General features: G+C 48.5%; 20 protein-coding genes. 12 read left to right on the forward strand and 8 right to left on the reverse strand.

All coding sequences use genetic code 11. The annotated features are described in order from the left end of the window. Both NC994_RS13185 and NC994_RS13190 read left to right on the forward strand, forming a co-directional pair. On the forward strand, window positions 1-462 hold a 462-nt coding region (locus NC994_RS13185), incomplete at its 5' end, for a transposase (RefSeq protein ID WP_190434056.1). A gap of 372 nt (window positions 463-834) precedes the next feature. Further along, on the forward strand, window positions 835-1158 hold the full coding sequence (locus tag NC994_RS13190; protein ID WP_190413671.1) for a hypothetical protein: 324 nt from the start codon (window positions 835-837) through the stop codon (window positions 1156-1158). Window positions 1159-1514: 356 nt separating this feature from the next. Here the strand turns inward: NC994_RS13190 and NC994_RS13195 are convergent, their stop codons facing one another. Continuing rightward, a complete protein-coding gene (locus tag NC994_RS13195) occupies window positions 1515-2399 on the reverse strand; it encodes a tetratricopeptide repeat protein (RefSeq protein WP_347276127.1) in 885 nt (294 codons plus the stop codon). A gap of 320 nt (window positions 2400-2719) precedes the next feature. On the opposite strand from NC994_RS13195, the gene NC994_RS13200 reads away from it, so the two are divergent. From NC994_RS13200 to NC994_RS13210, 3 genes are all read left to right on the forward strand, one after another. Then, entirely contained in the window at window positions 2720-4306 is a 1587-nt protein-coding gene (locus NC994_RS13200; protein WP_190434058.1) for an efflux RND transporter periplasmic adaptor subunit, read from the forward strand. A gap of 87 nt (window positions 4307-4393) precedes the next feature. Beyond that, entirely contained in the window at window positions 4394-5611 is a 1218-nt protein-coding gene (locus tag NC994_RS13205; RefSeq protein WP_190434060.1) for an ABC transporter permease, read from the forward strand. Window positions 5612-5687: 76 nt separating this feature from the next. After that, window positions 5688-6452: an ABC transporter ATP-binding protein gene (locus NC994_RS13210; RefSeq protein WP_190434062.1), complete on the forward strand. Its 765-nt coding sequence runs from the start codon at window positions 5688-5690 to the stop codon at window positions 6450-6452. A 107-nt stretch (window positions 6453-6559) separates the two neighbouring features. Here NC994_RS13210 and NC994_RS13215 read toward each other — a convergent pair whose 3' ends face one another. Continuing rightward, window positions 6560-7081 (reverse strand): orange carotenoid protein N-terminal domain-containing protein, encoded by a 522-nt coding sequence (locus tag NC994_RS13215; RefSeq protein ID WP_190413679.1) that lies wholly within the window; start codon window positions 7079-7081, stop codon window positions 6560-6562. Window positions 7082-7288: 207 nt separating this feature from the next. Between NC994_RS13215 and NC994_RS13220 the strand changes: the two genes are divergently transcribed. Further along, window positions 7289-7594, forward strand: coding sequence for a hypothetical protein (locus tag NC994_RS13220; protein ID WP_190434064.1), 306 nt, complete (start codon window positions 7289-7291; stop codon window positions 7592-7594). 373 nt (window positions 7595-7967) lie between these two features. Further along, on the forward strand, window positions 7968-9773 hold the full coding sequence (gene aspS / locus NC994_RS13225; protein ID WP_190434066.1) for an aspartate--tRNA ligase: 1806 nt from the start codon (window positions 7968-7970) through the stop codon (window positions 9771-9773). 132 nt (window positions 9774-9905) lie between these two features. Here the strand turns inward: aspS and NC994_RS13230 are convergent, their stop codons facing one another. Then, window positions 9906-10208 (reverse strand): Dabb family protein, encoded by a 303-nt coding sequence (locus NC994_RS13230; protein ID WP_190434068.1) that lies wholly within the window; start codon window positions 10206-10208, stop codon window positions 9906-9908. 382 nt (window positions 10209-10590) lie between these two features. Here NC994_RS13230 and NC994_RS13235 point away from each other — a divergent pair, with 382 nt between their 5' ends. Beyond that, window positions 10591-12240, forward strand: a complete 1650-nt coding sequence (locus NC994_RS13235; protein WP_190434070.1) for an alpha/beta hydrolase — start codon at window positions 10591-10593, stop codon at window positions 12238-12240. Between the two features lie 75 nt (window positions 12241-12315). Here the strand turns inward: NC994_RS13235 and NC994_RS13240 are convergent, their stop codons facing one another. Further along, the gene (locus NC994_RS13240; protein ID WP_190434072.1) at window positions 12316-13878 is read right to left on the reverse strand and encodes a hypothetical protein; all 1563 of its coding nucleotides are present in this window, start codon (window positions 13876-13878) and stop codon (window positions 12316-12318) included. Window positions 13879-14397: 519 nt separating this feature from the next. Here NC994_RS13240 and NC994_RS13245 point away from each other — a divergent pair. From NC994_RS13245 to NC994_RS13260, 4 genes are all read left to right on the forward strand, one after another. Then, a complete protein-coding gene (locus NC994_RS13245) occupies window positions 14398-15081 on the forward strand; it encodes a general stress protein (RefSeq protein WP_242028870.1) in 684 nt (227 codons plus the stop codon). 78 nt (window positions 15082-15159) lie between these two features. After that, window positions 15160-15678, forward strand: coding sequence for a BON domain-containing protein (locus NC994_RS13250; RefSeq protein ID WP_190434074.1), 519 nt, complete (start codon window positions 15160-15162; stop codon window positions 15676-15678). Between the two features lie 248 nt (window positions 15679-15926). Then, the gene (locus tag NC994_RS13255) at window positions 15927-16487 is read left to right on the forward strand and encodes a DUF1269 domain-containing protein (protein ID WP_190434075.1); all 561 of its coding nucleotides are present in this window, start codon (window positions 15927-15929) and stop codon (window positions 16485-16487) included. A 198-nt stretch (window positions 16488-16685) separates the two neighbouring features. Further along, entirely contained in the window at window positions 16686-18083 is a 1398-nt protein-coding gene (locus tag NC994_RS13260) for a TldD/PmbA family protein (protein ID WP_190434077.1), read from the forward strand. Window positions 18084-18225: 142 nt separating this feature from the next. On the opposite strand, the gene coaE is transcribed toward NC994_RS13260, so the two are convergent. From coaE to NC994_RS13280, 4 genes are all read right to left on the reverse strand, one after another. Then, complete coding sequence (coaE, locus tag NC994_RS13265) at window positions 18226-18816, reverse strand: dephospho-CoA kinase (RefSeq protein WP_190434080.1); 591 nt, start codon at window positions 18814-18816, stop codon at window positions 18226-18228. Continuing rightward, a complete protein-coding gene (locus NC994_RS13270) occupies window positions 18813-21014 on the reverse strand; it encodes an EAL domain-containing protein (RefSeq protein WP_190434081.1) in 2202 nt (733 codons plus the stop codon). The genes coaE and NC994_RS13270 overlap by 4 nt, the downstream gene beginning before the upstream one ends. A 147-nt stretch (window positions 21015-21161) precedes the next feature. Beyond that, entirely contained in the window at window positions 21162-21605 is a 444-nt protein-coding gene (locus NC994_RS13275) for a response regulator (RefSeq protein WP_190413703.1), read from the reverse strand. Continuing rightward, a complete protein-coding gene (locus tag NC994_RS13280) occupies window positions 21598-25590 on the reverse strand; it encodes a PAS domain S-box protein (RefSeq protein WP_190434083.1) in 3993 nt (1330 codons plus the stop codon). Before NC994_RS13280 ends, NC994_RS13275 begins: the two co-directional genes overlap by 8 nt. Window positions 25591-26074: the final 484 nt, after the last annotated feature.

The following is a 26074-nucleotide window of genomic DNA, read 5'->3' on the forward strand; positions in this document are numbered from 1 at the left end:
TGCCTGGAGCAGACCCAGCAACGCTACGGAAGTCGAATTAGCATTTTGGGTCTTTGGCAACCGGATGAACGCTTCGAGTATGCGCTAGTGCAAGGAGGATTTAAGAGTGCAAGTTACATCAGTGTGATGGATGGGATTGCAGCCAGAGCGGCCCAAACACTCGAACAAACGGGACGGCTTACCGTTATCGTTCAAGACAATGGACCGATTCACACCAGTAAAGTGGTTCGTCAGCAGTGGGCACGCTGGCAAGCGCAAGGATTATTCATTTTCTTTTTGCCTGCTTATTGCTCCCAGATGAACCCCATCGAAGGACAGTGGCATCAACTCAAAACCCATGAAATTTCAGGACGAATGTTCGACAATGAATATGATTTAGCCCTTGCTGTAATGGACGGCATGGAATCACGGAGTGAACAAGGGGGATATACGTTAGAGCGTTTTAGGTTTAAATCATCCTAGCTACTTACAGCTTCAAAGCAAAATTGAATCTATTACACAATCAACAATTTTTTTGTAGATATAGTGAAAAAATCACCTATTTTATGGCTTATGTAGTAACCACGGCGGATTAATATAACAGGAATTTTACACTTGTTCTAGATAGCGATAGCTTTTATATATATTTTTTTTGAGTTACGATAGTGTGCTATTTAACACATGAATCGTAAGAATTTACAGGTAGAGACAGAGCAAATGTACTTTCTTTGCTTGCCTGCCTAAAATTTTTTAACTAAATTTTTTCTAATTTGCTCTAGTCAGTTGCGAGGTTCCGAGGTTAAGATTGACGCTAATAATCACACACTTTTATAAGCCTATACAGTATAAACACTTATGAATTATCCAGACAATAAAGATAACGAACTTCAACGCAGGGAACGAGAGCTTCAGGAGCGCAAAAGAGCTAATCGACTCCGAGAGATAGAGGCAGAAATTAATCAACCGCCGCTGCATCAAACTACTAAGCATCAAGACTCTCAGCGTTCACCCCAGCCGTGGTACAAGAAACTGGCGAACCTTGGAAAGTTTGTAGCCATCGTTGTTACCATCGTTGTCAGCATTCAGCTAGCAGGAACCCTTTCTTATGTGATTATAGTTGGGGCAGTGGTTTGGGTTGCTTATAAACTCTTTTTTGAGAGCGATCACTCCAAAAAATAAGGCAGAATTTTCACTTCGTCTGTGCTATCGAATCTGAACAATTTAGACCAAGGTCTCAAGTTCTTAGGGTAAAGGTATCCGTTGCACGATTACGGATTATGGTCAGTCAGCTCAAAACCCGATCAAAATAGTAAGCGGTTGACCATCTTGATGCACCTGGCGTAGATCCTACACCCTATCTGGTGTCTGTGCGTCAGTCTTGAGTTTGTAAAAGACTTGCAGTTATGGCGTTTGGAGCAGAGCAGCCGGAAAATAGTAATTACCCATTACCTACCTGCCCTAATTTGTAAAACTACCGGCAAAAAAATAAAGGACGAAGGATAAAATCTTATCCTTCGTCCTTTATTCTTCATGCTTCACTCAGGGGCGTTTTGCGGTTGTCGGGGTTCGTTGTCATTTTGGGCAATTGTTTCCTGAATTCTGGGAGTTAACAGGAACTTTTTCGTTTCTGTGAGTAAGCGATCGCCCCAAAGATTTTCTTGGAGAAATTTTACATCGGCGTAGCGACTGTCTAACCGAATCGCAGCCTCTCCCAAAGACAAACCCTGTTCGCGATCGCCCTTCGCATACAGCGCCACCGCCATCGCCAACCGGGGTTCTGCCGCCTCCTTATCGAGAGAGCTAGCGGAACGCCACTCACTAAGCGCCCCATCTATATCGCCCATTTCGTACTTAACTAGCCCAATATTATTAATGGCAGGCCAGAATTTCTTCTCCTTAGCAACCGCCTTTTGGTACTGAGCGATCGCATCTGGAAACCGTTTCAGTTTGTAGTAAGCATTGCCTAAATCAAACAAAGCTTCCGGGACATCGGGTTTGATCTTTAACCCAGCTTGCAAAACACTAACAGCTTCCTGATACTTTTCCTGCTGAAAGTGCCCGCTTCCCAGAGCAAATAGAATCCCCGGTTCGTTGGGTTGAAGGGTTCTCGCCCGTTGCAAGGCATCAATGGCATTATTTACCTCCTGCGCTTGCAAAAACAAACTCCCCAGTAAAAACCAGGTTTGATAACTGGTGGGAGCCAGCTGAGTCGCCAGTCGCGCTCTGGGCAATGCTAGATCGTATTGTTGGAATCGCGCTAGCTGAGCCGCATCTTGTGCCAGGTTCAAGCCCTGCTGCTCTAGCTCTTTTGACTCCATTTGTAGCGTATAGGGCACAAGCGCTTGCCCAGAGGCGGGGAGAGCAACGCTCCCTAAACCAAGGAAAACAAGAAGCGGGAATATCGAGAAACGTTTAGGCACGGTGCAGCCTCAAAGAAATAATGCGAAGAGAAGAAATGTTCAGCAACCTTACCAATAATTTAACTGACCGTAGCAGAAATCGAGAGCAAAGCTACACGTCAATTTGGGGATCGCTATAACGGATTGACGGGAAACACTAAACAAGGTTCGATCCGTCAGGAAGTTCAAACTCGCTAAAATAGGGAAACAATAAGCAACTTGCTGTAGATAAATGCAGTTGAGTGTGACTCCTTGGTGCTAAAGCTGAATCCCATCGTCATTAAAAATACCCTCATTGAGCAGTCTGTTCATTCGTACTACCGGACTTAAAAACTACGCGAATGCAACTTCCACTAATAAGCAAAGTCAAGAACCCTTCTCGGTGGGTCATTGGGCTGATAGCGTCTAGCATCTTGGTAGTTGGCTCTACCACTTATTTCATCATGGGTCGGGCAACGCCCAAACTAGACATTGAGAGCCTGACCGTACCTGTTAAATCGCAAACCTTGAAAGTACGGATTATCGCTAGCGGTACCGTCGTGCCCGTTCAAAGCGTCAATCTCAGCCCTCCAACATCTGGGCGTTTGGCAAAGTTATACGTCGAGCAGGGAGATAGAGTCCAGCAAGGGCAAAAAATCGCCCAAATGGAGAATTCCCAGCTTCAGGCTCAATTCTTTCAAGCCAAAGCCAATCTGGAGCAAGCTCAAGCCAAACTGCAACAAGCTCAAGCTGGGAGCCGTCCTGAAGAAATCAATCAGGCAAAAGCCCGTCTAGAGCAAGCGAAAGCTCGTTTAGCCGCGGCGCGGGTGGGTCGTCCCGAAGAAATTTCCCAATTCAAAGCTCGTCTGGAGCAAGCCGAAGCGAATCTAGCATCGGTACAAATTGGTCGTCCTGAAGAAATTGCCCAGACTGAAGCTCAAATCTCTGCCGCCGAAGCGCGGGTAGAATTGGCACAAAAACGAGCCAATCGCAATCAACAGCTCGCTTCTCAAGGAGCCATTTCTAAAGACCAGTTGGATGAGGTGCTGACAGAGTACCGCAATGCCAGCGCCAACCTGAGAGAAGCCCAACGACGGTTGGAGCAACTCAAAAACCGCACTAGCCAAGAAATCCAGCAGCGTCAAGCGGCAGTAGCAGAAGCGCGATCTGCCTTACAGCAAAGCCAAAAGGGTGGTCGCAGCGAGGAAATTTCTCAGCGAGAAGCGGATGTCGCAGAAGCTCAGGCGGCTCTACGACAGTTAGAAAATGGGACGCGCCGAGAGGAGATTGCTGGGTTAAAAGCAGCCGCTGACGCCGCCAGAGCTTCGATGCAGGCGGTGCAAGTCCAGCTCTCCGACACGGTAATCATCGCTCCCTTTTCGGGGATTGTGACGCAGAAATACGCCACAGAAGGCGCTTTCGTCACTCCCACAACTTCTGCTTCGACTACGGCTTCCGCCACTTCAACTTCGATTGTTGCCATTGCCAGAGATTTAGAAATTCTGGCGAAAGTCCCAGAGGTTGATGTTGGGCAAATTACCCAAGGACAGCCGGTTGAGATTGTGGCAGATGCCTATCCCGACCAAGTGTTTAAAGGCAAGGTCAAGCTGATTGCGCCGGAAGCGGTGGTCGAGCAAAATGTCACGTCTTTTCAGGTGCGGGTCGCTCTGGAAACGGGTAAGGAACAACTGCGGTCGGGAATGAATGTTGACCTGACTTTTTTGGGGAAACCTGCGACTAATGCCTTGGTCGTTCCCACCGTGGCAATTGTCACCGAGAAAGGAAAGACGGGTGTGTTAGTCCCTAATGAAGAGAACAAACCCCAGTTTAAAGCGGTGACGATTGGCCCATCGATTGAAAACCAAACGCAGATTTTAGATGGTATCAACGAAGGCGATCGCGTATTCATCGATTTGCCCCAAGACCGCAAACCCAAGCCAGAGGAATAAGGAGAGTTGGTAATGGGTAATAGCTAATTAGTCATTAGTCAGGTTTCTGATTACCCCTTCTCGATTACCAATTACCGATTACCGAATATGGATATTGTAGAAAGCGTCAAAATGGCTGCCACGACGCTGGTAGCAAACAAACTGCGTAGCAGTCTCACCATGCTGGGCATTATGATTGGCAATGCCTCGGTGATTGCGATGGTGGGAATTGGACAAGGAGCGCAAAGGCTAGCCGCCGAACAGTTTGAGTCGTTGGGACCAAACGTGCTGTTTGTGGTTCCTGGTTCCCAGAAAACTCGGAATACGACCTTTGAGGTGCCGAAAACGCTAGTTCTTGAAGATGCCAGAGCGATCGCGTCTCAGGTGCCTTCCATCCAAGATGTTGCTCCCCAGATCAATTCCAGACAATTAGTTACCTACCGCAGCAAAAACACCACTACCTTGGTTCTCGGGACAACGCCAGAGTATCTCTCAGCGAGAAGTTTTGATGTGGATCGAGGACGATTTATTACCGATCTTGATATTAAGCGGAGTAATCAAATTGTCATCCTGGGGTCAGAATTAGCAGATAAATTATTTGACAATCAAGATCCAATCGGGCAACAACTGCGGATTAAAAACATCAGCTTTCAAATTGTTGGCGTGATGAAACCCAAAGGTTCGGCGCTGGGAGATAATCCGGATGAAGCAGCTTATTTACCTATCACCACCCTAGCGAATCGGATCGTGGGAAATACGTCTCCCTATGGTCTTGAAGTGACAGCTATCTCTATTTCTGCCAAAGATGAAAATAGCATTGGAGCCGCTCAATTTCAGGTAGCCAATCTGCTGCGGTTGCGGCACAAAATCAACGGTGAAGATGACTTTACCGTTCGCAGTCAAAAAGACCTTTTGGGCATTGTAAACACGATTACTAGCGGCTTGACCTTCATGTTAGCTGCGATCGCGGCAATTTCCCTGTTTGTCGGAGGCATTGGCGTCATGAACATTATGCTCGTCTCCGTCACCGAACGCACCCAAGAAATCGGGCTTCGCAAGGCGATTGGCGCACGGGAGCAAGATATCCTGATTCAATTCATCATCGAAGCAGTAATTCTCTCAGCGGCGGGTGGCTTATTAGGGACTCTGATTGGCGTTGGCGGGATCTCGCTCGTCAGCGCTTTCACCCCTCTGAAAGCTGGCATTTCACCCGTGGCAATTGTTATTGCTGTCAGTGTCTCCGGCGGGATTGGGCTATTCTTTGGCGTCGTCCCGGCACGACGAGCCGCTAAACTTGACCCAATTGTGGCTTTGCGGAGTGCTTAAAATGCACGAACAATGTTCATGGTTCATCGTTCATAACTAAGGGCGTTTGAACAGTTAGCAATTCTTCAATCCTTCAATGAGCAATCAACAACTCACTCCTGAGTCCTCAGCCCTTAATCCTTCAAAAAAACCTGTCGTCATTCGTATAGAGGATGTCACCAAGGTTTACGGCGTCGGCGATACAGAAGTTCGCGCCCTTGCTGGTGTGAGCTTAATTGTAGAGGAGGGCGAATATTGCGCGATTATGGGGGCGTCTGGATCGGGCAAATCCACTGCGATGAATATTATCGGTTGTCTCGACCGACCCACCGACGGACGATATTACTTAGATAACGTGGATGTATCGTCTCTAGAAGACGCTGACTTAGCGGGAATTCGCAATCGTAAAATTGGTTTTGTGTTTCAACAATTCCATCTTTTGCCACAACTAACAGCGTTAGAAAATGTCATGCTACCGATGGTTTATGCGGGTATTCCGAGTGCTGAAAGACGCCAACGTGCAACAGTTGCTCTAACTCGCGTTGGTTTAGAGCATCGGCTGAATAACAGACCGAATCAACTGTCTGGGGGACAACAGCAGCGGGTCGCGATCGCGCGTGCGATTGTCAACAAACCCGTCTTGCTGCTTGCTGATGAACCCACTGGCGCACTGGATTCCAAAACGACCGAAGAAGTGATGGACATCTTCACAGAACTGAATACCAGCGGCATCACTGTGGTCATGGTTACGCACGAACCCGAAGTTGCCCGTCTCACCAAACGCATCGTCTGGTTCCGCGATGGACAAGTGCTGCATTCCCATCTGACCCCAGGCGATATTGGAAAAGTCGCCGTTTCTTAATTGCAAAAAAGAGCGTTCAATCCCAAGAACGCTCTTCTTTTATGGCATTTCGGATTAAATCATGGGACGCACGGCTATACGCCCCTGCGATCGCATAAGGAAATAATTTACAGGCTGGCAGTCTTACCAGTTTCAGCTTGAGAGGGAATTGGCTTCACGTCTGTATAGCCCATGTTGCTAACGATTGTCCGGAACATAGAAATTTGTCCCTCAAAGTCAAGACCTTCAATTTGACCCATTAGGTCGTTAACGGGGTTATTTGCTTGGTAGTCCGAGGGCACATCTACGACCGTATCACCCATACCCTGCGCCCAAGCATACCAAACCATTAACTGATTATTCTCTTTCAAAGCCCCATAAGCATGGGAATATTCTGTGTTTTCGCGATTGACAATTTCTCGCATAATTGCCAACTGGCGATCGTCATCCAAATCAAAAAATTCTCCTAACAGCTTCGGAGCCAGTTCTGGATCGGTTGCAGTTGGGGCAGCAGGAGTAATTGAGTCTCCCATCTTTTCATAAACGTAATAAAACCATGCTAGTTTGTCATCCGTGTTCAACGCTTCAAAAGCCTCAACCACTTTTTGAGTTTCACTGGAAAGAGCTTGAGATTTTTGGTTTGTAGTCATAAATTTTATCCAACAGTGAGGTTAATATTTCCAAGAGTTGCAAACTTGGCGGGTTAAAATCGCCCTCCAAGAGAGAGAGTTTGACTCACTCGATTTTGCAGATTGAGAGTTGGGTAAGGATCTATCTCAAGAGGGTCAAAGGAACGGGGATCGCTCCCTTAAAATCTAAATTGCAGATAAAAAAGTCTAAATAAATAGGAGTTACTTATGACTGAAGAAGTGAAACCCGATCCGAAACAAGCGACAACTCAAGATGCCCAGCTAGCTGCCGAACGCATGGCTGCGGGTGAAGAAGCAACGCAAAGTGTCGATTTCGACGCTGACTACGCAGCATCAAAAGAGCTTAGCGTCAGTGAAGTTGACCAGAGTGGTGCTGGTGCCCAAGCTGCTGAAGCGGCAACAGGTGCTGCCCGGAAAATGCCCCAGCCAACAGAGATGAAATCCTCACCAGAGGCTCATAGCAATCCGGACGACTTCCGGGAAATGGCGAAGGATGTCAATCCTAGAGCTTAAAAAAAAACAGCCAATAAAAGCGATAAATCGTGGAAAAAGCAATAGAACTGGGTAAACCAGGGAAGTAAAGCCGTATTCACTTAAAAAAAATCAGGATAGCGATCGCGTAGACAATGCCGCAATGATTCGGCTCTAGGCTAGTTTAGGGTCACTGCGACGTATCCCAATCGCTAAAAATGCAAAAATATGGCTCAACCAAGCGTTGGTTGAGCTTTAGTTATTTTGGTACCAATGTCAGGAATTGTTAGGGGTTCGGTAGGTTCAGCCCCTAGCAGTTTGAACAGAATTACAAAGAATGCAGGATAATGGGCAAAGCTTTCACATTTTGTTACCTTTAAATCCCAATCTTTCAGCAAGCATTCGATCGGCAACCATGCGAACCCATTACTGCGGCGAACCTAGAAGCGAACATATTGGACAAACTGTCACCTTGTGTGGATGGGTAGACCGTCGCCGCGACCACGGGGGGGTGATATTTTTAGATTTGCGCGATCGCACCGGCATCGTTCAAATTATCAGCGACCCAGTGCGGACGCCTGACTCTTACGCAGAGGCGGCAAATCAGCGCAACGAATACGTCCTCAGAGTTACGGGTCGAGTCAGCAAACGTCCCGAAGACTCGCTCAATCCTCGCCTCCCGACTGGCGAAATTGAAATTTACGCAGACAAAATTGAACTGCTCAATCAGGTATACAAGCAGCTGCCCTTCCAAGTAGGGGCGGGAGACACAGAATCCCTGCGCGAAGACTTGCGCTTGAAGTATCGCTATTTAGACTTAAGACGCGATCGCATGACTCGCAACCTCCAGTTGCGTCACCAAGTCGTCAAAGCCATCCGTCGCTACCTAGAAGACATCGAAAACTTCATCGAAATCGAAACGCCGATTCTCACCAAATCGACTCCCGAAGGCGCACGGGATTACCTCGTCCCCAGCCGCGTCAATCCCAGCGAGTGGTATGCGCTTCCTCAGTCGCCGCAGCTATTTAAGCAAATGCTGATGGTATCCGGCTATGACCGTTATTACCAGATTGCTCGTTGCTTCCGAGATGAAGATTTACGCGCAGACAGACAGCCAGAATTTACTCAGTTAGACATGGAGATGAGCTTCATGTCTCAAGAAGAGATTCTCCAGCTCAACGAAAGTTTAGTTTGCCATATCTTCAAAACGGTCAAAGGCATCGACTTACCCCGCCCCTTCCCGCGCCTGACTTATGCAGACGCGATGGATCGCTACGGGTGCGATAAACCAGACACCCGCTTTGGCTTAGAACTTGTCAACGTTTCCGATTTGCTGAAAGATTCTGGGTTTAAGGTATTTTCCGGCGCTGTCGCCTCTGGCGGTATCGTCAAAGTATTGCCCGTTCCTGGCGGAAACGACGCCTTCTCCAACGTGCGGATTAAACCAGGCGGTGACCTATTTAAAGAAGCTAGCGAAGCCGGTGCTAAGGGTCTTGCCTATATTCGCGTGCGAGATGACGGCGAATTCGACACCATTGGCGCGATTAAAGACAACCTCACCGAAGCGCAAAAGCAAGAATTACTAAGTCGCACAGGTGCAAAACCCGGTCATCTTTTGCTATTTGGTGCGGGCGATACGAATACGGTTAATAAAACCCTCGATAGATTGCGCCAGGTGATTGGTCGCGAATTGGGACTCATCGCTCCTGACAAAAATAACCTGCTTTGGGTGACAGACTTCCCCATGTTTGAGTGGAATGCGGATGAGAAGCGCCTAGAAGCGCTGCATCATCCCTTTACTGCTCCCCATCCCGATGATTTGCACGACCTGAAGACGGCACGGGCGCAAGCTTATGACCTGATTCTCAATGGCGTGGAAGTTGGCGGTGGAAGTCGGCGGATTTACCAGCGCGAGGTTCAAGAGCAGGTGTTTGAAGCCATTGGCTTAGGGAAAGAGGAAGCTTATGGCAAGTTTGGATTTCTCCTAGAGGCATTTGAATATGGCACGCCTCCACACGGGGGGATTGCCTACGGTTTAGACCGCTTGGTGATGCTCTTAGCAGGAGAAGAATCGATTCGGGATGTGATTGCTTTCCCGAAGACGCAGCAGGCTCGTTGTTTATTAACCGATGCGCCCTCTGGTGTCGATGGGAAGCAGTTGAAGGAATTGCACGTCGCTTCGACATACAAGCCGAAATCCAACGAAAAAGAAAAGCAGTAACTCGCGCGATCGCAATCAAGATTTAGAGGCGCACAATGAATTGTGCGCCTTTAAAATTTTGGGAAAGGGAAACAGAGGCGTGAGGAAAAGATAGCGATCGCTCCGCTCTCTTCCCAATCTCCCAAAAAACTATTAAGCTGCAAAATCAAAGATGATGAAATCATCTAAGCATTCTAATATCGCAGACTTCACTCGTTCGTGTTCGGGATGCGGCAGATAGAAATCGCGGGCATCCGCGCTCTCAAATGTCATCAAAAATCCGTGGTTATAGCCCTGGTTCAGCCCCTCGTGACTAGAATAGGCTCCCCCAGCATAGTAGGTAATACCTGGAATTAATAGCTGAAGTTCACCCAGTTGGTTTAACAAATCTGCAATCTTTTCCTGCGTTATTTCTGGTTTAAATTTGAGCAGAACCATGTGTTGAATCTGAGGCATTTGCTTAGGTTACTGATAGCAGAGTCTCTAAAAGCTTAGCTGGGAACAGAAAGAACATACAGCCAGACGCGATCGCTCTCAATAAAATTCTGTCACAAGCGCTCGCCCCTTAACCCTGCTTCTTTGGGTGCTTGCTGTCTTCAACAAATTCACTCGCAAGACCAAATGGTTCTCAATTATTCTGCTGCTTGTGAGCTGCTTGCTGCACTTGCTCTATGGTTGAAAGTCGCGGCTGTACAGACAAAGGCTACAACCTAACGTCATCCGCTTCGTGCCTGTGAAGAATAAATTGCACGGTATACATCTATAGGGGCGTACAGCCGTGCGCCCCTACAATAATTGCAAGTAGATAGCCAAAAAGCACAAACAAGGAGAAATATTCATGCGATCGCGCTTGAGATGGCTGTTGTCAGTTATCAGCGTCCTCAGTGGTTGCGCCTACATCAGCAGCGCAACTCCTTCTGTACAAGCCGCTCAAACCATCGTGGTTCGGAAAGGCTCCTCTACTGAATCCATCAATATCGCGGATCTCCGCCAGCTTGCGGAAACGGGAACCACCCCATCGTCTTTGAGAAGTTTTGCAAGAAACCTGTCTTCGCAACAACGAAGCCAAATTCTGTCAGCGCTGAGGGCAAAATTTGATATTGATGTTGTGCAAGTGAGTCGGTTACTCGATACTCAAATTGGTAGCGCGATCGCATCTTCTTTGGCTAGTACAACATCGCGTCAGGATAATGTCGGAGTGCTAGATGTGCGATCGGGACTCGTATTAGGGGCTAGGGCACCAGAAGGACTGTCTTTACTCAGCTTTATCGAAGCTTATCCCCGTCAAACGCTTGATATAGACTTAAGTCGGGCGTTTAAAGTTGTCGAAAATTTTAACAGCGCTTTTTGGCAAACTCAGTGGTTTATGGCAGAGATTGCCCCCCAACTGACTGTCAAGCGCCCCCAACTTAATTTACCTTTCGATCCGACGCTACCGGGAACTGCAACCATGCAGGTGCTGAACTTGAAACTCAATGATACCCAGCGCCGCCGGGAAATTCCCCTTGATGTTTACTGGTCGGAAGCGGCTTCTCCTGCCAAGCCGATGATTGTTCTATCGCATGGCTTAGGTTCGGTTCGCACTGATATGCGCTACCTGGCAGAGCATTTGGCATCCTATGGCTATGTAGTGGCAGCCTTAGAACATCCTGGGAGTAACGAAAGTCATGTGAAGCAGGTAGTTAGAGGCAAAGCTCCCTTATTGGATGCTCAGGAGTTTTTGAATCGTCCCAAGGATATCAGTTTTGTTATCGACGAACTAGAAAAGCTGAATCAAGCCGGGGAACTTCAGGGGAAACTGGCACCCGATCGCGTCATGGTAATCGGGTATTCTCTGGGGGGTAGTACAGCTTTATCGGTTGCGGGTGCCGAGTTGCAATTAGCGTCTTTAAAAGAGCGCTGTAAAGGGAATGTAATTTCCTTCAATCTTGGGGAAGCTTCCCAGTGTTTTGCGAGCGGACTTCCAGAAGACCGCTATCAACTGCGAGATCCCAGAGTCAAAGCAGCGATCGCGTTTAATCCCACCACGTCTTTGCTTTTTGGCGAAACGGGTTTAAGCGCCGTGCAAGTCCCCACTTTAATTGAAGCCGCTTCCGCCGATAAGACGACTCCGGCTTTAACCGAACAAATTATTGGATTTTCTAAAATACCCGCCCCAAAATGGCTGGTGGGTGTGGTGGGAAGCACCCATTTAAGTGTGAAAGATCCTAGCACTACCCAAGATCAAGCGAGACAGCCGAATACACTGTACACGGGCGGGGAAATCGTTGGCGAACAGGCGGTTGCCATCCGCAGCTACATGAAAGCGATCGCGCTGGCAATGGCAGCACAACTCACCGATGATGCTGCCAAGTACGCGATTTTCCTCACCCCAGAATATGCTCAGTTGGCATCAACCGATGCTTTCCCGATTCGCCTCGTCACGGAGATTCCGCCCCAAGCGCAAGCTGTGGTTGACGATTTTCTTCAGAATCAATCCAAGAGATAATTTCGCGCCAAGACGCCAAGATGCTAAGAATAACTTCTTTGCGCCTTGGCTCGAAATAAAATCACCGATTACCCACTACTGCAACTTGATGTACTTCTCCACATCTTCAATCTGGGGATCTGGAAACTGAGTTAGCACTTGCCATAAAACCGTGTAACTGCCATCAGCACGGCGGCTGACGGGACGGAAGGCGACCAGGACATCGCTACTGGGCAATTCTAAAATTTGGTCAAGATAGCGGCGTTGTTCCCTGGAAACGGTACCTCCCGTCTGAACCACTTCCGGCACCTGGAATTGGACTAATCGCATTAAGTAGGTGTGGTTCAGCATCGCTGGTGCATTTGGAGAGAGGCGGTCGATCGAGGATGCGATCGCTCTCGTCTGTTGCACGGGTTCGCTGAAAGCCACCTGACCCAGCTTTCCCGTGATAAACCGCTGTCGATCTACCTGAATCGATGCCAATTGATTCGGCGGACGATAATTCAGGAAAAACTGGCGTGTTTGCGGCGATAAGGCGCGGACTTTCTTCAAGGTGGGATCGAGGTTTTCTAAGGGGACTTCTCCCAAATCCACCATAAAGCCATAATCTAGCCCTTGCTGGGCAATCTCAAAGTTGCCCCCTTCCATCCGAACCGCAAAGCGCGGAGTAAATTCTTCCCCAGGACCAATTCGCACCGATGAGGGAGTAGATTCCTCATCGCTACCGCCGCCAACTCCCCGCAGCAAGGCTGGAAATGGGAAACGCTCTGCTACGCTGGGCGAGAGGCGATTTCCTAGCGGATTCAGTTGTTGACGGTAAGCCTCAGAGGGTAAAACGCGGGCAATGCCGGTGTTGGGTTGAGAAAGAAATTCGCTATACAGGCTTGGCTCTTGCCGATATAGGGCGTAAGAGTTGCGTTCGTTTAATTGGTACGTTTCCGCGATATCAGTAAAACGGGCGGAGGGGGGAAATGCTGCCACAGCTTGCCCCAAGAACTTTTTGGCAGTTTGTAGGGTTGTCACGGTTTGCTGGGAGGGCGCGATCGCTGGCTGAATTGGCGGCTGATAGCCAGAAATCGGTGTCTTTGCCGCTACACCAACGACTGGCGGTTCCGGAGCGGGAAATCTGGGCACTGGAACCGCCAAACGCTGAGGAGGTACGGTCAAAATCGACGGTTGACCAATTGCCAAAGGATTTCCTCTGGTAGGAGCGAGAATGGACTGTCGCCGTTCTAGCACCGGACGCAGGGGCAATAATTGCTGCGTCGAAGCATAGAGAGCGCAGTACACCTGCGCCTGCTCTAAGGTTAAATTAGAGCCTGCCGGGGTAACGCCGTTCGTGCGGGTACACAGCAAAGCAGGATTGGGATATTGGCTCTTGAGAAAGCGGTCTACTTCTCCCTGGTGGAGGAGGATTTGCCCCTCCGCCGCAAAAGCCGGGTAGGGTTCGGGAGACCCACTCGCTCTTTCGATTCGATTAATTAAATTGATTTGAGTTTGTACCAATCGCTGAGCTTGGGGCCAGAAACTTTGATCCGAAGCTGAACTCGAAGGGATTTGGCGGCTTACACCCAGCCTTTGGGACTCTGCCTGCGCGATCGCCTGTCCGGACACCAAGCTTAGTAGGGAAGACACAAAAATTAATAATAAGTACCGCATCTGAAACTCCTCAATCTGACAACTTGATAAAACAACCCAGTAGACCTTATTTATACTTCCCTGTTTTGACCCAAAAATTAAAGTCCTCTGTTTTTAATAAAATCATTGAATAGGAGAAAAATTTTTTTGTCTATCACTTCTTGCGCTTCCTATTTAACAGTCTACAGAACTCTAACTATTTGTTTTCTTTTTACTAGCGTTTCCTAATATATGTTTTTTTGTTAAGAAAATAAGCTTTTGTTTCTCAAACTCTTACTGTGCTTGCTAGTTGAAGACCCCTAAAAAGATTGTTAATAAAGAGTAGACGGTCAAAGTGCAACTCCCTCAATTAGTAACGATCTAATTCCTAAGGAAGATGGGGAATTGCAAAAAAACAGAAAATTGGAGATTGAAGTTATATCTGAAGATTGATGGCTTTGGTCAAATAAAAAGCAAGAATTGAACTGTTACTGACAGACTAATGCTGCTGTGTTAGTAACACAATTTGGTTAGGTTCAGTGGCAATCGGAGAAAACACTGATGTTAGGACAACATAAGCGTGCTGTTGGCGTATTTTCAAACTATCGAGACGCCGAAGTAGCACTGACTGAACTAAAAAATTCTGGTTTTTCTATGGACAACGTGTCCGTAGTAGCTCGTGACGCGGACAAAGGAAACGACATTGCTGGTGCCGATGTAAGCGATCGCGTTGGCAATAAAGCCGACGAAGGTGCGAAAGCAGGTGCCGTCACCGGCGGTACTTTGGGCGGTCTAACAGGCTTGCTCGTTGGTCTGGGAGCCTTGGCAATTCCGGGACTTGGCCCTGTCATGCTAGCGGGAGCAGCAGGCACCGCTATTGCTACAACCCTTTCTGGCGGTGCCATTGGTGCAGCCGCAGGAAGTCTTTTAGGTGCATTAATCGGTTTGGGAATTCCTGAAGAAAGAGCCAGACACTATAGCGATCGAGTATCCCGTGGGGATTATTTAGTAATGGTAGACGGCAGCGACGACGATATCCGTCGTGCCGAAGCGATTCTCAGTCATCGGGGAATTCAAGATTGGGGTATCTACGATGCTCCTGCCACCAATACAACCACTACAACGACAACTCGCACATCTGATATTGCCGATCCCAGTGGTACCTATCAAACTCCAGTAGTTGATACAACTCCACGCACGGATACCCCGGTTCAAATTATCGACCGTCGGGAACAGACTCTTTAGGCTGATTTGAGAACGATTGAATGGGGTGGAAGGAAAAATACTTCCACCTCTTATCTGCTCGAAGTGAGGAATTGAAAAATGAACAAGTTTTTAACATTACTGTTTAGTGGCGTCTTGTTAGTGAGTGTTGCTGCTTGCGATAACAACGAGAAAACGTCTGATGGAGCGAATTCTGATTCAAGTCAGACTTCTTCGCCTGCTGCAACCGGAGCCGCCAGTCCAAATGCCAGTGCCCCAGCATCACCCTCGGCTGATGCTTCAGCACAACCCGATCAAGGCGCGAAGAATGATGCATCGAGTGATGTCCGCAAAAGACAGCTAGAATCTGATATTCGGGCACGCGAGCAACGTAATAATGCTGCTGGCGACCCCCTAAAAAGAGCTGATAGCGACTTGGAAAGCGAGGTTCGTAGCAAGTTAGAAGCGAACTTGCCCAGCAGCAAATTAGAAATTGATGCTAAAGACGGAGCTGTAACAGTTGTAGGAACTGTAGAAAAGCCAGATCAAGTGGCAAAAATAGAACCGTTGGCGAAGGAAATCAAGGGGGTTAAGACAGTAGCTGTTCAAGCGAAAGTTGCGCCAGCCCAGAAAAATTAACTTTACTAGGACTTAGGGCCTGGAAACCAGGAAATCAATTTCCTGGCTGAAAGCCTAAGTCAGTTTAAACTGACTAAAAAAACTCAAACCAATCCATTTCATGGCTTTGAGCGATGAAGCCGTAACTTTAGTGGGCTTTAGTTCAGGGCAACTGGATAAGTCCTGTGTAATAACGGTGAAACTGTAATTTGATTTCGCTTGTGGCAAAACCACGAATAGATCCCTAAAGAGTTAGAGAGGAAAGGGTAATGGTGCTTACTCAGCCAAAACGAGCTTTTGGCGTGTTCTCAAGCTTGCAAGATGCAGAAGGCGCAATTCAGGAATTAAAAGCTGCTGGCTTTCCAATGAATCAGGTTTCTGCAATCAACAAAGAGTCTGAGCCAGTATCCCCGCCACCGACTTCTAAAGCGCAAGAAGGAACGACCCTTGGCGCGATCGCGGGTGGTGCAGCCGGAAGCGTCTTGGGTTTGGCGCTGGGACTAGGCACCATTGCCGCCATTCCCGTATTAGGGCCAATTAGCATTATTGGGGTGGCAGCCACGGCTTTAGCGACTACTTTAACCAGTGGTGTGATTGGTGCAACCGCAGGCGGCTTATTAGGTGCCTTGACTGGCTACGGGATTCCTGATGAGCAAGCCGCAATTTACAACGATCGCATTCATCATGGGGACTATTTCTTGATCGTTGAGGGCACAGAAGCAGAGGTGCGTCAAGCTGAAGCAATTCTCAACCGTTGGAACGTCCAAGAATTAAGAATTTACGATGCTGCGGCATCACCACCGCCATCCATCAATGAAATGCCTCTTTAATATTAGAGATTCTTGTCCAGGTAGTAACAGGTGCATCTGACTTTAAAAACCCCTTTTCCTAGGGAAAAGGGGTTTTCGTATTTTGTATCTCTATTGATTACCATAACCTCCCCCGCTCCTCGTTTCCTGCTTCCAGTGGCAAGGTGAGACCAAATAATTGCACAATGGAAGCAGTTTATCAATGTTGCTGCAAGACAAATGCCGACCTTACTGGCTGATGCCAAAAACTTGCTCGCCGACTTAATCGCTCGTTACTCACCTCAAGTCGATTATTTGGCAGTTCGGATAGAAGAAGCCGAAGGAACTGATATCTTTTTGCGCGGCGATAAGGTCGAAACCCTCACTGAAGGCATCTCCATTGGTGGACAAGTCCGGGCTTGTTACCAGGGCGGCTGGGGCTTTGCCAGCTTTAATCAGCTTTCTACCTTAGCAGACCGAATTGAAGAAGCGATCGCTGCCGCTCGGATTATTGGCGATGAAGAAACCCTGTTGGCTCCGATTGAGCCAGTACAGGCGACTTGCCAACTTCCCCTAGAAGGCAGCGATCCGCGAGAGATATCGCTGGAAACCAAGAAGCAATTGTGCGATCGCTACACTGAAATCCTCAAAAGCGCTAGCCCTTCAATCACCACCACCTCTGTGCGCTACAGCGACAGTTCCCAGCGAATTATCCTCGCCACCTCAGACGGAACGCTGATTGAGCAGTCTTGGGTAGATATGGAAATGCGCTTTGCCGCCACTGCGCGGAATGGCGAAACCGTGCAAACTGGACGCGAAACGACTGGCTCCCGCAAAGCCTACGAAGACTTAACAAATTTGGACGATCAGGTTCGGAGTGCTGCTCTCCGTGCCGTGAACGCCCTCTCTCTGCCTCCTGTGAAAGGCAATACCTACACGGTCGTCATCGACCCCATTCTCAGCGGTTTATTTGTCCATGAAGCTTTTGGGCACCTTTCAGAAGCAGACATGGCTTATGAAAACCCGGATATCTTAGAAGTGATGACCCTGGGACGCCGATTTGGACCCAAAGAACTGCAAATCTTTGACGGTGCTGCTCCTCCCGGTCATCGTGGCAGCTACTTATACGATGATGAAGGGACGCCTGCTACCACGACTCAGCTAATTAAGGATGGCATCTTAGTTGGACGCCTCCACTCCCGCGAAACTGCTGGAAAGCTGAGCGAAGCCCCCACTGGCAACGCCCGTTGTCTGAATTACCACTATCCCCCCCTTGTTCGGATGACGAATACTTGGATTGAGCGGGGTACAACGCCCGTGGAGGATTTATTTGCAGGGATCAAAGAAGGTGTCTACGCTCGTAACTGGCTGGGTGGTATGACAAATGGGGAAATGTTTACTTTCTCCGCCGCTGAAGCTTGGATGATCCGCGACGGCAAGATTGCCGAACCCGTTCGGGATGTGACGCTTTCGGGGAATGTTTTCAGCACCTTGGCGGATATTGAAGCAATTGGGGATGATTTCTACTGGGATGAATCCGGCGGCTGCGGTAAGGGAGGTCAGAACGGCTTGCCAGTTGGTTGTGGTGGGCCAAGTCTCCGCATTCGCAATGTCATTGTGGGAGGCGATGCAGAATAGTTAAAAATTAGAAATTTCGTCAGTGTCATGAAGTTTTCACGATTGGAATGACCTAAACCTCGGCATTCTTCCTTTCAAGAGACAGAGAAGAAGTCAAGATATAGGCGATAAAAAACTCATGACACTAACAACTCCCACATTTTTAATTTTTAATTTTTAAGTGCGTATCTACCTGTTTGAGCAAATCTTCAAGCGTAGAAGAATTATCTAAAACTACATCAGCGCGATCGCATTTCTCCTGAATGGGCATTTGGCTAGTAATCCTGGCTTGCGCTTGTTCTAAAGTTAGGCGATCTCGCTTGATTAATCTCTGAAGTTGATGTTGTTCGGAACAGTATACGACCCAAGTTTCCGTACACAGAGCCGTCATCCCCACTTCAAACAGCAAAGGCACCACCAACACTACAGTCGGATGCGAGTTGAGTGCTTGCATTTTTTCAATCATGCGATCGCGCACGTAAGGATGAATCTGTTGCTCTAGCCAACGCCGCTCTTCGGGCGAATTAAAGACAATATTGCCCAGCTTTCGACGGTCAAGTGTTCCATCCGGTAGCAGAATATCGGTTCCGTAACGCTCAACAATTTCGTCAAGAATCGGCGAACCTACTTTTACAGCTTCTCTAGCATATATATCCGCATCCAAAACCGGCAAATTGTAGTGATTGGCAAGATAATTTGAGACAGTCGTTTTGCCAGTACCAATGCCTCCCGTCAGACCAATAACGCGCATCATGAATTCACTTGCAACTGTGCCAAAATTAACTGTCCCGCAGCCCCATTATCTACAGGTTTCGAGAAAAAGTATCCCTGTCCTCGTTCGCATTGCAATGCCTTGAGTTGTGCCAATTGTTGAGCCGTTTCTATCCCCTCCGCCGTCACACTCATTCCTAAATTATGAGCCAACGCCACGATTGCCTTGACAATCTCTGCATCCTTGCCACCCGCTCCCATTCGGTTTACAAAAGAACGGTCAATTTTCAATGTATTAACGGGAAAGCGGTGCAGATAATTCAAGGATGAATAACCCGTACCAAAATCATCAATCGACAATTGAATATTTCGATCTCGCAATTGCCAAAGCAGGATGGCGGCAGCTTCAGCATTTTCCAGCAAGCAGCTTTCAGTAATTTCCAACTTTAAATAGTGTCCATCCAAGCCAGTCTTCCTCAAAATTCGGTCAATCTGCTCAATCAAATTTGGTTGCGAAAACTGCTTACCAGAGAGATTTACGCTAATTGCTAAACCCTGAGTCGTAGAATACAGCTGCTGCCAAACTTTTAGCTGACGGCAAGCTTCGTCCAATACCCAAGTACCCAAGGGAATAATCAGACCCGTATCTTCTGCCACAGGGATAAACTCGCTTGGGGGAACCATGCCACGAGTCGGGTGATTCCAACGCACCAGAGCCTCAAAAGCCTTAATTTTACCCGTCGCCAGCTCGACGATTGGCTGGTAGTAAAGTTGAAATTCCGTAGCGATAATCGCTCGTCGCAGATCCGTTTCTAACTGCAAATGTGCCACGGCAAGGGTATGCATGGCCCGATGGAAGACAACATAGCGACCTTTACCCTCTAACCGGGCATGATACATAGCCGTGTCGGCTGCCCGCAGCAGGTCTTGCGGACGAGGCAAGAGGTTATTGTGAGAGGGTGCAGAGGGACAAAGCGGCATAGGGGCAGATGCTTTCCGAACCGGCTCCCATCCCTCTTGTCCCTTTCCTGCAAAGGCAATCCCAATGCTAGTCGTGGTGAATACTTCGCGCTCATCCAAGTTAAAAGGCGAATTCAGTTCCCCCTGGATCTGCTCGACAACGCGAATCGCATCGCTAACATCGTGAATATCCTCCAGCAGAATTGCAAATTCGTCTGTGCCAATCCGAGCTAGGGTGTCCGTGGGACGGAGACAGGTCATTAGTTTGCGAGCTGTAGCGATGAGCAGTTGGTCGCTTACCAAGTGTCCTAGACTATATTTGACCATCTCGAAGCGATCCAAATCCAGAAACAGAACAGCAAATAAACTATCTTTGTATCGTTGGGAATGCTTGATTTGGCTGGCAAGACGTTCGAGAAATAAGGTCCGATTTGGCAAACCGCAAAGCGAATCGTAGAACGCATGGTGTCGCAGTTGCTCCTCGGCTTGCTTGCGCTCAGTAATGTCGTGGCAGTTGACGACAATCCCCTGCACCGCCGGATCGTTCAGGAGGTTAGTGGTGACTGCCTCGAAGATCCCCCAAGAGCCATTGCGATGCTGCACGCGATACTCACCGAGTCGCTGAGTCACATTGGGATTTTGAATCGAATTTTTCAGCCTTTGCTTAACCAGTAGCACATCCTCTGGATGAATAAATGTCAAAGCATTTTTGCCTATGAGTCCATCGGGTGCGTATCCTAGAATCCGATTGACAGAGGGACTCACATAAGTCACTTGACCGCTGGCGTTAACAATGATGATGATGTCAGTCGCATTTTCGATCAGCGCTCGAAATCGTTGCTCACTCTCTTGTGAAGCGGCGATTAATCTGGTTTTTTCCACCTCAGTCTGCCGCTTTTGGTCGCGCATTTGTTTGGCTTGTAGGGCTTGCGCTACTGCCGATCCTAGCCGCATCAGACGGTCTTTCAGTAGATAATCCGCTGCCCCCTGCTTCATGCACTCCACTACCACTTCTTCGCTCACCGTACCCGTGATAACGATGAATGGAATATCTAAGCCGCGCTCTTGCAAAAGTTGCAGCGCTCTGAGGGCGTCAAACTGAGGCAAGCTATAGTCAGCCAAAATTAGCTCGATACCGGGATGCAGTTGGGCGAGGTAGTCGGCTTCTGTCTCTACACGCTGCCAGTCGGGTTTAAAGCCAGCCAAACGTAGTTCGTGCAAAGTTAATTCAGCATCAGCCAGGGAATCCTCAAGCAGTAAAATCTGGAGCGGAGCGGACATGATGACCTTCTTGTAAGCAAGGGAATTGAGCCGTGGGCGGGGTTACACCACTGTTCGCTTTTAGAGAGCGTGCAGTCTGAATTATGAGGTGTTGAGCGTAAATTTAATTGCGGTTTTTAGAATTTTTAGCCTCAAGAATGCTAGCTGCTAGCGGCTTGGCAGCTGGTTTAACAGCAGCCAGTACAAGCCTAATTGCTGCACTGCTTCGGTAAACTGTTCAAAGTTCACCGGCTTAACGATATAACTATTGACGCCCAACTGGTAACTTTCTACGATGTCGCGTTCTTCGTTTGACGAGGTGAGGATGACGACTGGAATCATGCGGGTTTGGGGGTCAGATTTGAGGCGTTGCAAGACTTCCAAGCCGTCTACTCTGGGGAGTTTGAGGTCGAGGAGAATGACTTTGGGGTAGTTTTCCGGATAGCGATCGCGATAGGCACCTGTCCGGAAAATGTAGTCTAAGGCTTCCGCACCGTCGCGGGCAACTTGTATGCGATCGCCAAGGTTGTGCTTTCGCAAAGCATAAAGTGCTAATTCTAGGTCGTTGGGATTGTCTTCGACCAGCAAACATTCTGCTGTGCGCTCACTCATGAATATTTCCCTCTGCCAGGGTAAAGTAAAATGTTGTGCCTTGGTTAACGCCTGACTCAGCCCAAATCCGTCCGCCGTGGCGATGGATGATGCGCTGCACAATCGCGAGTCCGACTCCGGTTCCTTCGTAATCTTCCGCACGATGCAGCCGTTGGAAGACGCCAAAGAGTTTATGAGCGTATCGCATATCAAAGCCTGCGCCGTTGTCTTTGACGAAATAAACGACAGTGGTTGAAAAGTCATTTGTCTCTAGTTCTGGGTCATTCGTAAATGACTGATGACGATAGCCAATTTCAATCTGGGCGACTTCCCGACCGCGCGTGAATTTTAGAGCGTTTGTCAGCAAGTTGACAACTACTTGCTTAAGTAAAGCAGGATCGCCTTCGCAGGCGGGTAAATTGCCGATATTTATTTCAAATTGGCGATTTTGCTGTTCGTGCCATAAGTCTGCCAGTACTTGACGTACCAAATCAGCGATCGCTACAGCTTGTTTTCTCAGTGGCTGGCGCGAAAGGCGCGAAAATGTCAGCAAGTCATCAATCAGTTGTCCCATTTGCTGAGCATTATCCCGCACCAGTTTCTGGTAACGTTGGGCTTCCGGATCGAGTTGTTCTAGATATTCTTCCAGCAAAATCCGCGAAAATCCGTTGATAGCACGCAAGGGCGATCGCAAGTCATGAGAGATGGAATAACAGAAAGCTTCTAACTCTTGATTTGCAGCTTCCAGTTGCGCGGTTCGTTTGATGACTCGTTGTTCAAGTTCCGCGTTCAACTGTCGAATTGCTTCCTCTGCCTGGACTTTTTCGGTAATGTCGGTGCAGGTGCCGATCCACTCTCGCACGTCGCCGTCTTTTGATAATACTGGAACCCCACGGACATTGAAGTAGCGGTAAATACCATCAGCACGCCGCAGCCGAAACTCTGTGTCATAGAGGCTTTTCGTTTGGATAGCGTTAGACCACTGCTCGGCAATGCGATCGCGATCGTCTGGATGGATGGCATCTAGCCAGTGCCAGCTTAGTATTTCTGCCTCGCTTTGACCCGTATAGGCTCTCCAATCCGGTTGATCCGTCACAACCTCACCTTGGGGGTTGCAAATCCAAACCATTTGGGAGGTCGCGCGTGCCAAAGAACGATATCGTTCCTCACTCTGCCGCAACGCCTCCTCAGCTGCTTTCCGTTCGGTGATGTTGCTGACTAGGGCAATAAATCCTTTGACTTCACCGTGTTCCCCAAAATGTGGCAGGTAAGTAGCATTGACCCAACGCATCCCTCCATATTCATAGGATATAGGGCTTTCGTAGGTTACTTCCTGCCCGGACAATGCTGCCTCGACATACGGCTGAATTGCCTGATAAGCCGAGTCCCCTAAAATTTTTCTAATGGGCTGTCCGATGACTTCCGCCTGAGATTTGCCGAACCATTGTTGGTAAGCCTGATTGCTAAAGCGATAGCACTGTTCCAAATCGACATAGGCAATCAGCACCGGCAAAGCATCTGTAATCAAGCGCAGTTGATCTTCACTCTGTTGCAATGCTGCCTCTGCTTGCTGGCGTTCCAGAGCAATTCCCGCAATTTGGGTCGCAATCTCGGTCAGATATAACTCATCCCGATTCGGTCGCCTCGCGTCGGGATGATACATTACAAAAACGCCTAATACCTTACCGTTACTGGAAAAAATAGGCGTAGACCAACAGCTTTGTAGTTGATGGCTTAATGCCAAATCTCGGAAATCCGCCCAAAGGCGATCGCTCTCAATATCTGAGACAATCACGGGTTTACCGAAATACGCTGCCTTACTACAGCAACCAAAACCAGGACCAATCGCGATACCATCAATCGCCTGAGTGTAGCTTTCGGGAAGGCTAGGAGCGACTCCATGTCGTAACTTGTTCTCTTTTTCGTCAACTAGCAGAATCGAACAAAAGCCCTCACCGGATTGGGTCTCGATAAACCGAGCCAAAACATCCAGAACATCACCCAGTGCTGCGCCGGTGGCAATCATTTCGAGTACCTGTTTTTGCCCTGCGATCAGCGCCTCAGCTTGCTTGCGTAGCGTAGCGTGCCGCAGGCTTTCGCTGATGTCTATCATCGCGCCGATCATCCGCACTGGATTCCCCTTATCGTCATGGACGATAAATCCCCGATCGCTCGCTAAGGCATAAGAGTTATCGGCGCGACGGTAGCGGTATTCATCCGACCAGATTTGTCTTCCACTGTCAATTGCAGCATGAATCCCACTGACAACCCGCTCTCTGTCTTCTGGATGTATATTCTCGTACCACCAACTGGCATCAAAACCTACTTCAGTTTCCGCATAGCCGAAGAGTTTTTGCAAGGATTCGTTCCACTCTACGCGGTTTGTCAGTAAATCCCAGTCCCAGATTGCATCGTTGCTGGCTTTAGCGACGAGGCGGTAACGGGTTTCGCTTTCCCGCAGCGCTTCCAGAGCGCGATTGCGTAGCGTAGCGTGCCGTAGGCTTTCGCTAATATTGGCGAAGATGCCAATGCTGCCGCTCATCTTGCCATTGACATCTTGCAGCAGGGCTGTCCAAAGGCTAACGTCAATCAAGGTGCCGTCTTTCTTTTGGCTGCGGAATTCCCTGCCACCGCTACCACGATCTCCTCCGCCATGTAAGTCAGCCTGAAGCAAGGCATGAAACGCTTCCTGTTGATCCGGGGGGAAAATCGGCAACGGATAGCCGACAACTTCTGCCGATTTCCAGTCAAAAAGACGTTCAGCCTCTGGATTCCACAGGGTGACGTTCCTATTAACATCGAGCGTCACGATCGCTAACGGTGAAGTTTCGATTAGGGTTTGCAGCGTTTGATTTGTGGTTAATAGGGCTTCTTGTGCCTGTTTTTGATCGGTAATGTCCCTCAGGGTGCCGGACGTACCGATAATCGTTCCGTCGGAAGCCAATGTTAATTTGCCGTGTCCTTCCAGCCAACGATAGTCGCCATTTGCACTCAGATATCTCGCCTGATACCGATAAGATTCTTGCTGGCGTTCAATGAGGGAGCGAAATTCTTCCAGGTGTTGTGGGCGATCGCTCGGATGAACAAAATCGATTAAATTCTTACCAATACTTTCTTCGAGGGCGAAGCCGGTAATTTCTTTCCAGGCGGGATTAAGAAATGTCCAATATCCGGCTTCATCAGTCTGGAATAGCACCTGTGGCAGGCTGTTCACCAATGAGCGATATTTTTTTTCTCGTTCTCGCAAAACAGTTTCTGCCGACTGGCGATCGCGCTCAGAACGTTCTAGCGACGCCGCCATCGTGTCAAAAGCACCCGCCAATTCCCTGACTCCGAAACCGTGAGTCACCCCGCTACGAACGCTCAAATCGCCTTCTGAGAGCTGCTGCATTGCCTTCAGGAGCGCCTTCACCCGACACAACATCAACACCTCGCTACCCACCCAAGTGGCAGCGATCGCTAACACGGCGACTAATCCCATGCCTGCTAAGTTGCGGTGCAACTGCCGATCGGCAGCAGTAAAGGCGACGGTTTTGGGGATGCCCACTGACACGTAGAGGTTGCAGCGATCGCCCTGATCTCTACAAGTGCCCTCCAAGGGCGCGATCGCATACAAGCTCGTTACACCATCCACTCCGGAAGCCTCCACCATGCCTGCCCTTTTTTGCGTCAGCATCGTTTTAACCAAAGGTGCTTCCGGTGAGGCTTGCGCGACCCAGGTTTCGGGGTTAGGATAGCGAGCTAAAATTATCCCTTGGCTGTTAATCAAGCGCTCTTGGTTAGCGGTAGCCAGCCTAGTTATTTGTAGCGCCTCTGCCTGAATTTGAGTTGTTTGGTGTCGGCGTTCCTCAAAGTTTGTGTATATCAACGCCAATACCAGAACGACAACCAGCAATACCAAGCCGATGAGGCGCGATCGCAGTGAAAATGCGTATGTTTTTGCTTTTCGCAAACCCGGTTCAACAGAGTTCGGTAATTTTGATTGCGATCGCTTAGGCCAGCCCATTCTTCAACAATTTCCTTTTGTGCAGGAGCAAGGCTATACCCCGGTGAATGGCTGCCGCTTCGCTAAGGGCTTTTTAAAGCTTGGGGTGAGATGAAACATAATATAGCAATCCTATTTTAGTTTTGAGATGCTAGTGTTTCAGCTACCCAATTTTTTTACAAAAGTCGGGTATCTCGCTTCACAAATTATTTAAGACGACAACATATCAACATCAAAGAGCGATTCAAGCAATATTATTTAGAAGTAAAAAAAGGCGATTGAGGTAGAGGGACAGAGAAACAATATTTTTCCAAATCTTGAAATGTACTACTTCCCTATTCAATCCTTAGTTTTGCCTTCTGGTAATCTGTATAGCACTAACCTGCGAATCAAGGGTTCTTTATGATGACGCTGCCGCAATAAGATAACTTTTACTAATAATTTCCAGGCAGCAAAGGAAAATATAGCCGGGAATGCCATTTGAGACGCGATCGCCAATTTTCCT

Source organism: Trichocoleus sp. AS-A1 (assembly GCF_039962015.1).
GTDB lineage: Bacteria > Cyanobacteriota > Cyanobacteriia > Cyanobacteriales > FACHB-T130 > FACHB-T130.